The 11,235-nt window shown below is 46.8% G+C and carries 7 protein-coding genes and 2 pseudogenes; 4 read left to right on the plus strand and 5 right to left on the minus strand.

Features of this window, described 5'->3' with window-relative positions:
• Window positions 1-17: 17 nt before the first annotated feature.
• Window positions 18-3,029, minus strand: coding sequence for a tetratricopeptide repeat protein (locus tag EOO50_RS15245; protein WP_290841145.1), 3,012 nt, complete (start codon window positions 3,027-3,029; stop codon window positions 18-20).
• Between the two features lie 1,066 nt (window positions 3,030-4,095).
• Between EOO50_RS15245 and EOO50_RS15250 the strand changes: the two are divergent.
• From EOO50_RS15250 to EOO50_RS15260, 3 genes and pseudogenes are all read left to right on the plus strand, one after another.
• Window positions 4,096-4,702: pseudogene (locus EOO50_RS15250) on the plus strand (ATP-binding cassette domain-containing protein).
• Window positions 4,703-4,841: 139 nt separating this feature from the next.
• Window positions 4,842-5,723: a glycosyltransferase family 2 protein gene (locus tag EOO50_RS15255; RefSeq protein WP_290841146.1), complete on the plus strand. Its 882-nt coding sequence runs from the start codon at window positions 4,842-4,844 to the stop codon at window positions 5,721-5,723.
• A 1-nt stretch (window position 5,724) separates the two neighbouring features.
• On the plus strand, window positions 5,725-6,660 hold the full coding sequence (locus tag EOO50_RS15260) for a glycosyltransferase family A protein (protein WP_290841147.1): 936 nt from the start codon (window positions 5,725-5,727) through the stop codon (window positions 6,658-6,660).
• Here EOO50_RS15260 and EOO50_RS15265 read toward each other — a convergent pair.
• Together EOO50_RS15265 and EOO50_RS15270 are read right to left on the minus strand one after the other, a co-directional pair.
• Entirely contained in the window at window positions 6,654-7,043 is a 390-nt protein-coding gene (locus EOO50_RS15265; protein ID WP_290841148.1) for an FdtA/QdtA family cupin domain-containing protein, read from the minus strand. The two genes, EOO50_RS15260 and EOO50_RS15265, sit on opposite strands and share 7 nt — an antisense overlap.
• 90 nt (window positions 7,044-7,133) lie before the next feature.
• The gene (locus EOO50_RS15270) at window positions 7,134-8,222 is read right to left on the minus strand and encodes a glycosyltransferase (RefSeq protein WP_290841149.1); all 1,089 of its coding nucleotides are present in this window, start codon (window positions 8,220-8,222) and stop codon (window positions 7,134-7,136) included.
• 40 nt (window positions 8,223-8,262) lie between these two features.
• Here EOO50_RS15270 and EOO50_RS15275 point away from each other — a divergent pair, with 40 nt between their 5' ends.
• Complete coding sequence (locus tag EOO50_RS15275) at window positions 8,263-9,420, plus strand: glycosyltransferase (protein ID WP_290841150.1); 1,158 nt, start codon at window positions 8,263-8,265, stop codon at window positions 9,418-9,420.
• Here the strand turns inward: EOO50_RS15275 and EOO50_RS15280 are convergent.
• Both EOO50_RS15280 and EOO50_RS15285 read right to left on the minus strand, forming a co-directional pair.
• The gene (locus EOO50_RS15280) at window positions 9,402-10,832 is read right to left on the minus strand and encodes a hypothetical protein (protein WP_290841151.1); all 1,431 of its coding nucleotides are present in this window, start codon (window positions 10,830-10,832) and stop codon (window positions 9,402-9,404) included. The two genes, EOO50_RS15275 and EOO50_RS15280, sit on opposite strands and share 19 nt — an antisense overlap.
• Window positions 10,829-11,235 (minus strand): annotated as a pseudogene (locus EOO50_RS15285) (class I SAM-dependent methyltransferase); the annotation flags it as partial. The gene EOO50_RS15280 and the pseudogene EOO50_RS15285, both read right to left, overlap by 4 nt.

Consider the following 11,235-nt stretch of genomic DNA (forward strand, 5'->3'; position numbering starts at 1 on the left):
TTTTATCGGGTTGGCGTTTATTCGGTGATCGATGAATTGGTTTGTGATTCCTGAGATTTGATCGTCGCGAGTTCTTTTTGCGCTTCCTCGACCACGTCAGGATAAGCCGCGAAATTCTTGATGATGCTTTCCAGGATGTAGGTCGCCTGGAAACTGTCCTTCAAACCGTAGAAGTTCTTGGCCATGACGAGCAAACCTTTCGCTCCGAAATATTTGTAGCCCGAATAATCCTTGGCGAGTTTTTGCACCGTCGTGTTCGACGCTTCGTATTTGCCGTCCTTGTTCTTGAAATAAGCATCGTAATACAAGGCTTCGGCCGCGAGTTCACCTTTGGCGATCGTAAGCAACTTGGCGTAAGCCGTTCTCGCTTTCGCCTCGTCGTTGGTTTGCCATGCCGATCGCGCCACGATGATCTGCGCATCCGATTTGACTTTGTCGTCCATTTTAGGATTCGCCAACACCTTGTCGGCGTAGATCACGGCATTCGGATAATCCTTTTGCTCGTAATAGGTTTTCATCAGGTTTGCCTGTGCGAACGTGACGTTTTGCGGATATTCGGCTTCGGCTTCAAGACGCTTCAAGATCGCCTGCGTCTTGGCGACGTCGGTTTTCTTGAGATAGATTTCGGCCAGGCGCGCGAGTGATTGCTCGGTGAATTCGTTTCTCGGCTTCGAGATCGCGAACTCGTAACCTGAAACCGCGTTGTCCATCAAACCGTCCTTATAATACAATTGGGCGAGGTAGAAATTAGCTTTGAGCGCGTGCAATCCCGACGGGAATTTCGCGACATAGCCGCTGAATCCTGAAATAGCCGCTTTCGTATTGTTTTGCTGATATTGTTTTTCGGCCGCTTCGTACGTATCGTTGTCGAGTTCGGCATCGGATACTTCCACGAAATCAAGCGTGCGGACCCAAGTCGCGTATTCATCGACGCGCCCGTTATCGACGTAGATGATGCGCGCCGTCGAGACCGCTTCTTTTGCTTCGGGCGAATTCGGAAACTGTGACGCGATCTGTTTGAATTTCGTCAATGCCTGCGTGTCGTTGTCGGCGTTGTAGTAATTCAATCCTTGTCGTAGCAACGCTTTTGGCGCGTACGAGCTGTTCGGATATTCAGAAACGAGCTTGTCGTAGGTTTGGTTCGCCTGTTCGGTTTTTTTCTCGGCCACATATACGTTTCCGAGTTCGAACATCGCATCGTCGCGATATTGGGATTTCGTGAACTTCGCGTTGAACTTATTCAAGTCTTCGATCTTCTTGTCGTTGCGCTGTACGAATCCGTACGAGATCGCTTTTTGGAACGCCGCGTAATCGGCATCGACGCCGCCCATTTCGATCGCTTTGTTGTACGCATCCATCGCCGGCCAGTATTTCGCGGTCACGAAACGGCAGTCACCCAAACGCAAGTAAGCGTCGTTGAGCCTTGTTTTGTCGGCTTTGCCCGATGCGATGAACGCGTCGAAATTATTCCCGGCCTGGTCGTATTCCTTCAATTTGAAATATGCGTAAGCCAGGTTATAATTGAAGTTCTTGTATTCGTTCGTCGCTTTCGCCTCGGGGAAATTCGCGAATTGCTTGAACGAGATCAACGCTTCGTTGAAGTTGTCGAGCGTGTATTCGGTCTCGGCTTTCCAGAACGTGGCGCGAGCCGTGAAATGTGCGTTGCGAGGTTCGGCGATTGATTTGTTGAACATCGTGAGCGCCTGTGCGTAATTGCCGTCGGTGTACAATTCGAGGCCGCGGTAAAAAGTAACTTTCTGATAGGCTTCGCGGTTCGCCGTCTTGTTCTTTTCAAGCAGTACGAGCGCGCCTTCGTAGTTTTTGGACGTGATGTAGGAGTTGATCAGCAAGCCTTCGACCTCGGTTTTTCCGGCGTTGTTGGGATATTTTTGAAGGAAATTCGCCAACACATCGGGAACGGGTTGATACGAGTTTCCGATTTCGTAACTCAATTTCGCGTAGTTGAGCGCTGCGTCTTCGGCGATTTTCGCGTCGAATTCCATCTCGGAGGCATTCTTGAACGCATTGAGCGCCTGTTGCTTTTTGTCGGTCTTCAAATAACTTTCACCCAAGTGGTAATAGGCGTTTTGCGCAACCGAATCCTTGCCGTCTATGATCTTGTTGAACTGCGTGATCGCGTTCTCGTAATCGTTTTGCTTGTAATACGCGTAACCGAGCTGGTAATAATCGGTGTTCGTCCACTTGCCTTTCTTGCCGCGGTATTCCTTGAGATATGGAATGGCCTTGTCGTATTGCTTGAGGTTGAAATAACTCTCGCCTATGATCTTGTTGAGCTCCGATTTTTCCATCGCATTCGAACGTGCCATGGCTTTCTCGCCCGACTTGATCGCCTGGTCGAACTTGCCGAGCTTGAAGTTCATGTCGGCTTCGAAATACGAGAGTTTCTCCTTGTATTTTTCTTCGCCCGACACTTCGTCGAAATACTTGCTCGCTTCCTTGTAATCGTTCGCATCATAGGCCATGAAGCCCATGTAATACTTGGCTTGGGAACCGTATTCGGGTGAATTCAAAACCTGGTTGAAATAGGCGGTCGCTTCTTTTTTCTTGCCGGCGCTGAAGAACGCGTAGCCTTTCTGGAAGTTGAATTTATCGCGCTCCGATGCTGAAAGCGTGCCTTCGTCGACCTTGTCGAACCATTGCAGCGCCTGTGGATATTTGCCTTGCTCGAAGTAATAGTGGGCGACTTCGATATACGCTTGGTTTTGTTTGGTGCTCGTCGGGTAATCGGCTACGAACGCTTCCATTTTCTCGTCGGCGTTGGGTTGCTCGAGGCGAATGGCGCAATTGGCGCTGTAGTAGGCGCAATCGGCTTTTACCGACGTGCTTTCGTTTTCGTCCTTGACCTTTTCGAAAAGTGTCTGGGCCGACTGGTATTGGCTATCCTTATAAAGCTCTAGCGCGCGGTCGAATTCCTTCAGTTTATGGGTGTTGATTTCAGACATCTGCGCTGAAATGGAGGCGATTCCCCCAAAGAAAAGCAGGGCGGCGAGGCGGGTTCGTTTACGCATTCTTGTGTTGTTTAAATTTTCGGATCGGCGTGAAAAACCAGACCAATCCATCAAAAGTACCTTTTTATGCAGGTTATAACGGGTTGGGTTTGGGTTTTATTATGAACATTTTTTTTAACATTTTTGAGTTTGTTGGTTTGTTGATTTGTTGATTTGTTGATTTGAGGTGCTTGTCTTCCGTTTGGGATTTTGCATTGATTGATGTTTTGATTTGTTGATGTGTTGATGCGTTGATTTGTTGATTTGTTTATTTGTTGATTTGAGGCGCTTGTCTTCCGAGGTGAATTTTTATTGATTGAAGCATTGTGCGATTTGATTTTTGGAACACGGATGACGCGGAAAGGCACGAATTTGACGGATTCGTTTTTTGGATTGGAGGATGAGTGGTTTTTTGTTGGGATGTTTTAGGCGACGACTTGTTGATGTGTTGATTTGTTGATTTGTTGATTTGTTGATTTGAGGTGCTTGTCTTCCGTTGGGAGAATTTGCTTTGGTTGATGTTTTGTGCGATTTGATTTTTGGATCACGGATGACGCGAAAAGGCACTAATTTGACGGATTCGTTTTTTTGGATTATAAGACGAATATTTTTGTTTCGCATTTTTTTGTAGAAGAAACAAATTTGACGATTCCACAAGATCATTCCTTTGAAAACCAGATTTTCCCGAGCGCAGCGAGAACTGATAAGAATCCGTTTAATCTGCGCCTTTCCGTGTCATCCGCGTTCCTTTTAAAAAGTCGGAAAAAAAATCAAAACGTCCCCGACCGCACTGTTAACCAACTAGAATCCGCGAATATCCCAATCATCCGCGTTCCAATCACAAGTCCACATTTTGCACAATCATCAATTGGAACGCCCGCGTTAGGGATTGACGCTTTGCTTGAGCTCGTTTTGGAGTGCAACGCAAAAACAGCGAGTGCGGAAAGCCCGGCGCCGCTGATTCGCGAATCAGAGAACGCACGCGAATCGGCGCAACGCCCAAAACATTCATTTTATACGCTAAACATTGCACTTTGCACTTTGCGCTTTGCACTTTTTCCTTACTTTTACGCTCAAACTTTCAATCATGCCAGAACCCGTAGTTTCCCTCTCGAACGTCACGATTTTTCAGGACGAACGCGTCATTTTGTCGAATGTGAACCTCGAAGTCGCCCAGGGTGAGTTCATTTACATCATCGGGAAAACCGGGACCGGAAAGAGTTCGTTCATGAAGACGTTGTACGCCGACCTCAAGTTAAAGGAAGGTCAGGCGAGCATCGTCGGTTATGATCTGGCGAAGTTGAAAGAGTCGCAGATTCCTTTCCTGAGACGAAAAATCGGGATCGTTTTCCAGGATTTCAAACTCCTGCCCGACCGTTCGGTGAACGAGAACATGCTTTTCGTTTTACGTGCGACGGGTTGGAAAGACAAGGCCGAAATGCAAGCCAAGATCGACGAAGTCCTCGACAAGGTCGACATGCGCAACAAGGCGAACAAGATGCCGCACCAGATCTCGGGCGGAGAACAGCAACGTATCGCCATCGCGCGCGCTTTGTTGGTTGCGCAAGATCAACGCGAACGGACAGGCGATCGTCATGGCGACGCACGATTATGCGTTGTTGCTCAAGTTTCCGAGTAAGACGTTGAAGTGCGATAACAATACGCTTTTTGAAGTGGTGCAACGCACGGTTTAATTATGAATTTTGAATTATGAATTATAAATTGCGTTTGGGAAATCCGAACGCATTTTTTTTTTGAATCATAATTTGTGGTCAAATCGTCCTTTACACTGAATCCCATTCATAATTCATAATTTATAATTCATAATTTCAATTGCTTTCAATCCTGATCCCAACTTACAATTACGACATTTTCGCGCTCGCCGCTAACGTGAACCGACAATGCGTGTTGCTACAAATCGATTTCGAGGTTATCGTGATCGACGATGCGTCGGGCGGGTTCGTGAGTGAAAATAGCCGCATCAATTCGCTCAACAATTGCTCCTACTCGATTTTACCCGAGAATGTCGGACGCAGTAAAATCAGGAATTTGCTGGCCTCGAGGGCGAAATATGATTGGCTGTTGTTCCTGGACGCCGATGTGTTGCCGGTTCGCGATTCGTTTATCGCAAATTATTTGGAACACACGAACAAGCTACAAGCCGTGAATGGCGGAATTTTATATACCAATAAAAAACCGGACGATAACAAAATGTTGCGTTGGACATATGGGAAAAGCCGAGAAGCGTTACCCGCGAACGCTCGTTCCAAAAATCCGTATCTCGCGTTTTTATCGCTGAATTTCCTGATTCCGAAAGCGCTTTTCGAACAAGTGAAATTCGACGAAAGCCTTCCGAATCTACGGCACGAGGACACGGTTTTTTCATACCGATTGCAACAGAAAAACATCACGGTCTTACACATCGACAATCCCGTTTACCATTTAGGGCTCGACACGTTCGACATCATGCTCAACAAGGAACACGAATCGTTGCAAGCGTTGAAATTGCTTGTCGAATCAGGGAAAATATCGCCCGAGTACGTCAAAATGGGACGTTATTATGCGTTTCTCAAAAAAACAAGTTTAGCGTTTTTCGTGTCGGCGTTTTTTGAACTGACGCGAAAATCATTGCTTTCCGATATTTCAAAACCGAATCCGTCGCTGTTTTGGTACGACGTGTACCGACTCGGCTATCTTTGCAGCCTAAAATCCTGACATGCCGCATTTTTCGATCGTCATACCGCTTTACAACAAAGGAAATCACATCGAGGAAACACTTCGCAGCGCGCTTTCGCAAACCTTTCCTGACTTTGAAATCATAATCGTGAACGATGGTTCGACCGATGACGGTTTAGATCGTGCAAGTTCAATTTCGGATGATCGGATAAAAATTTTCACGACCGATAACAAAGGTGTTTCAGCTGCGCGCAACTTCGGAATTTCAAAATCGCAAGGTGAAATCGTCGCTTTTTTGGACGCCGACGACACCTGGAACCAAAACCATCTTTCAGATTTGCATCGGCTTTCAATCGAATTTCCGACTTGCGGATTGTTTGCGACAGCCTACGATTGGCGACTAAATGGAAAAATAGTTCCGATCGGATTTTCGGGAATTGAAAGAAATAAAAGTGGAATCGTAAATGACTTTTTCGCGTCGAGTTTAAAGCACAGGATCGCCTGGACATCGGCGGTCGCGGTTCCGAAAAAAATTTTGGACGACGTTGGAAATTTCAACGAAAACATCACGCTCGGTGCGGGCGAAGATTTGGATCTATGGATTCGGATCGCGATTAAATATCAGGTCGCGTTCTGCAATAAATCCTCGGCAATCCACAATCTCGGCGCGCAAAATAGAATGTCGTTGACCGATACGACGACGCGTTCGTTCGCTTTGCTCGATCAATTTTCATCGAACGAGAAAAACAATCCATCGTTAAAGAAATTTCTTGATCTATACCGAGCCGAATTCGCGCTCAAAATGAAACTCGCGAACGATGTCCGAAGTGATTTTTACATGCGACAGATCGATTTCAGGAATCTTCCGTGGCGCACGAACGTGTTGCTTAAACTTCCGCTCGCATTACTAAAACCGCTGTACCAATTCAAAAAGAAATTGGAACGAAACGGCGTTTCGGTCTCGGCTTACTATTGAATTCGCAGGAATTCGTTGAAATCCCGGATGTAATCGTCCTCGTCGAATTCGCCTGACGAAATCACCAAGCAAACCGCTCCCGATGAAAAATTCTCGAGTTCGCGCCAGGTATTTTTGGGAATCAAAAGCGCCTTGTCGGGTTTGTTGAGCGTTACGGTTTCGCGTGATTTCCCATCGTGCAAAACCACGTCAAAACTTCCGGAAAGTGGCACGAGCAACGCCGCCTGTTCCTTGTGCGCATGACCGCCGCGTGACGCGCTGCTCGGGACGTCGAACAAATAATAGACGCGTTTGATCTCGAACGGCAAGACGTTTTTTTCGATGACGCCGATGTTGCCGCGGTAGTCGTTTATGGTGGGAACTTGTATGAGTTGGATTTGCATTTTCGTGGTTGATGCGTTTATTTGTTGATTTGTTGATTTGTTTATTTGTTGATTTGTTGATTTGAGTGCATGCCTGCCGGATAAGTTAGATTATTGATCCAGGTTGAGCAGTCGCATCCAAACTTTCCCGATTTGTTCGATATCGAATTTGGCGACACTTGCTTTTGCATTTGCGCGACAATCGTTTCGCAACTCGTCATTCGCATGCATTTCATTGAGCGCGTCGATGAACGCCTTCCAATCCTGGTCGGGAACGAGCAAGCCGTTTTGGCGATTTTCGATGAATTCCGATGGTCCGGACGCGCAATCGAACGACACGACAGGCGTTCCGCAGGCAAGCGATTCGGCAATCGTGTTGGGCAAGCCTTCAAATTTACTGGAAAGTACCGTAAATTCGGCATTTTTCATGTATTTGTACGGATTGTCGACGAAACCCTCGAAGATCACATTTCCGTCGAAACCTTCGTCGTTCACGAGTTTTTCGAGCGTCGGTTTGAGCGGACCGTCGCCGAGCAAAAGCAAACGCACATCATTTTGATGCAAATTCGATTTCGAATACGCCCCGATCAATTTCGCGAATTGTTTGTGGTCGTCGAGCGACATGCGGCCGACGGTGAGAATATACTCGTAATCGCGGTTGAAAAATTCATTCGAAAGCGCGACAATTTTATCGGTCTCGATCGGATTTAAAATCGTCGTCACGTTTTCGTACCCATATTTCGAGCGCACTTTTTCTTCAATTTGCGATGCGACGGTCACGATTTGGAACGCGTTTTTGAACAGCTTTTTCCCGACTGACAAACTCGGCGTGAAATACCAATCGGTCTCGTAACTGTGGATCGTCGGAATGTATTTCGAGCGCGAAAGTAGTTTTGCGAAAATGCGCTCGCGAAACGGTTTGTGGCGCGTCCTGAAATCGATTATGAAATCGAAATCGTTGTTTTTAAGATAATCGGAAAGGATTTTGAACCGCCAGAACAAATTGAAAATCCCGCCCTTCCAATCCTTGCCCAAGTTGAGCAATTCGCCTGAAAACTCGTACGTGACCGCGTCGATGAAAATGACGTTGTGCACGTCGATGCCTTGTCGCGAGAAGTAATTGGAGAGCACCGCGTGGATCTTGTCGGCACCGCCCGACGAAAGATTGTTCCCGATCAGGCAAATTTTGGGTCGTCGCATCCGATGACTTTAATTACATTTGAAACAAATATACCATTTTATGAGGATACTGCTCGTGGGTGAATTCAGCAGGCTTCACAATTCGCTCAAGGAAGGGCTCGTCGCGCTTGGCCACGAGGTTACTCTGGTTGGCAGCGGAGATGATTTCAAGGATTTTCCGGTTGATTTTTCGATCGCCTCGCGAACTGTCGAAAGTTCCGGGTCGTTGCGGTTTTTGAGCAGGATTTCGAATAAGTTGTTCGGAATTCGGTTGGAAACGATTGAAAAAGGCCGACGGTTCGAGCGTTTGCTCCCGAAATTGAAAAATTACGACATTGTGCAACTCATCAATTCGGACGCGATCGAAACCACTCCCGAATTTGAAATCGAATTGTACCGAAAACTGTTCTCCCAAAACAAAAAAATCTTCCTTTTGATTTGCGGCGATGAAACGCCCGTGGTCGACCAACTGCTCAAAAACAAATTACGCTACTCGGTTTTGACGCCGTACTTCGAGGACAAAAATCTCGAACCGTTTTATCGATATACGTTGAAATATACGTCGGACAAACATCGGGAATTATATGATTTCGTTTCGAAAAAAGCCGACGCACTTTTTACGTCGGACCTTGATTACAAACTCGTTATGGACGAGGCCGGCATAAAAACGACTTTGATCCCGAATCCCGTAAACGTCGACAAAATCACGTTCGAAACGTTGCCTTCTGACGGCCCGACCGTAATTTTCTATGGTGCGAACAAATACAGTTCGGTCAAGAAAGGCGGGAAATTTTTCGAAAAAGCACTCGAAATAATCAAACAGAAATATGGTGCAGATGTGCGGATTGAAACCGTAAACAGTCTTCCCTATTCCGAATACATCGAACACGTGAAGAAAGCGCATATCGTACTCGACCAGGTCTACGCGTTCGACCAAGGTTACAATGCGCTTGAGGCGATGGCGCGTGGAAAAGTCGTCTTTACGGGAGCCGAATCGGAATTTCAAGAGCATTACAAACTTTCAGGAACGGTTGCGATAAACGCGTTGCCGAATGTCGATTGGATCGTTTCGGAACTTTCGCGTCTTATCGAAAACCGAAAAATGTTGGTTGAAATCGGGAAAAATGCGCGTCGTTTCATCGAAAAAGAACACGATTACAAAGCGATCGCGTCGCGTTATCTCGAACATTGGAATAACGATCAGTCGAGCGCCTTGTAGATTTTGGTCTCGTCGTTTTTGTCGTACGTGTTGTAGCTCGCATCCGATTGTACGTGATCGAGATACTTCGGATCTTCAGACAAATATGAGAAGACGCATCGGAAAAGATTGACCGATGTTTTGAGTTTCGAGTCGTAGGTTTTGCTGTCGTTTCCGTTCCATCGGATCGCGAGTTTCGCCCCGAACGCCGAGTGGAGCAACTGCTTGTCGGTGATCTTGTCATAGATCTGCCACGAATAATCGAACCCGACGAAACCGCCGTGATCGGCCCCGATAATAATCATCGCATCCGGATCGTTCGCGACGATGAAGTCGACGGTTTCCCGCAGCCAATCGTTCGCGATCTTGAGTTTCATCAAATACAATTGGCGCTCGCCTGCCTTGCCCTGGCTGTAATTTTCGTGCACGGCGATGTGGCCAGGATCGAACTTCTCGACGAAGAAAAACGTTTTGGAATTCTTGTTTTCACGAACCTGTTTTTTGAATTCTTCTGAAATCGGTTTGAAAAACGACCAACCGTCCTGCAAAAACGGAAGTTCCTCGGTCTTGAAATTCGTGTAGTCGAACGCGATATCAGGTCGGTTCATCAACAAATACGGCCGCTCGGTTATGAAAAATCGCTTGTAACCGTTGCGCTTGAAGACTTCTAAAACCGGATTTTCTCCGATGATGTAGTCGTTCGCGTTTTTCAAAAGCGAATTTTCGTTCGAGAAATGATGCGACATATTGAAACACGACGCGTTCGATTTCAACGTCGAATTGTAATTGCTGCGAAAGTTGTCGTAATGCGTGAAGCCACGCGCCGTCAGCCAAGCATCAAATGTAGAATTGTCGTAATCGTACAACTTTCCTTTTAGCGTCGCGGCGTTCGCGTAACCGTCGGGCTGCAGATAGTAAATGTTTGGGGATTTCTTGAATTTGGCCGAAACGATGTCGTCAGGCTGCTTGTTCCAATCGGTTGGCGCCGACGCATTTCTCAAAATGATTTTCGCCAACGTAAACGCCGGAAACAACGACATGATCGAAAGCAACACGATGACGACCTTGTAATTGCTGAACTTGAACGACAATAATCCAACCGCGAAAATCCAGGCCAATGTCACTTTTTTCCACGAGATCGAGAGCCCGAGATGCTGTGAAATGTAATAACCGAAAAACGACAACATCAATACGAAAACGACTTGGCGCGCGCGGCTTTTTAATCTTGTTTTCCTGAACAAATAATATCCGATTCCGCAGACCAACATCGGCAAAACCACGAAGTAGCATGTGAAAAACAGAAATTGCTGGTACGAATTCGCGAGGTCGAAATTGTTCGAATAATAAAATAACAACATGTAAAAACCCACGATCAAGCCCGCCAACAGCGGATATTCCTTTTCGCTCCTTACGAATTTCTCGACGCGATTCATGGTTCGCGCCTTTTCATGAAATACAGAATGCGTTCGGCTCCGGGAATGTCGCGTTTCTCGACGATTTCGAAATATTCCGAATAATCGTTCTCGAAATTCCCGACCGTGTAAAAATCGAAATGCGCCTTGAATTCGCGTTTGCTTTCGAGCAGGAATTTCACCCACGAATCGTCGCGCGTCGGGAATTCGATGAGCAGGTTTTTGGAAAGCGAGGCGAAATATTCGGCTGAAAACGAGAACGGTACGTTGCCCGACAACGTGATGTGATGGATCAACGCGAGCGCCATGCAACCCGAGGCTTCGAAACTTTTCAATCGGTCGTGCAACGAAAAACGCTCGCGGTTGTGGAAGCCGTAACCCGCCGCCGGATTGAGCAAATCAGCCACGATCGGCAGGATTTTGT

This window comes from Flavobacterium sp., from assembly GCF_004211145.1.
Classification (GTDB): domain Bacteria; phylum Bacteroidota; class Bacteroidia; order Flavobacteriales; family Flavobacteriaceae; genus Flavobacterium.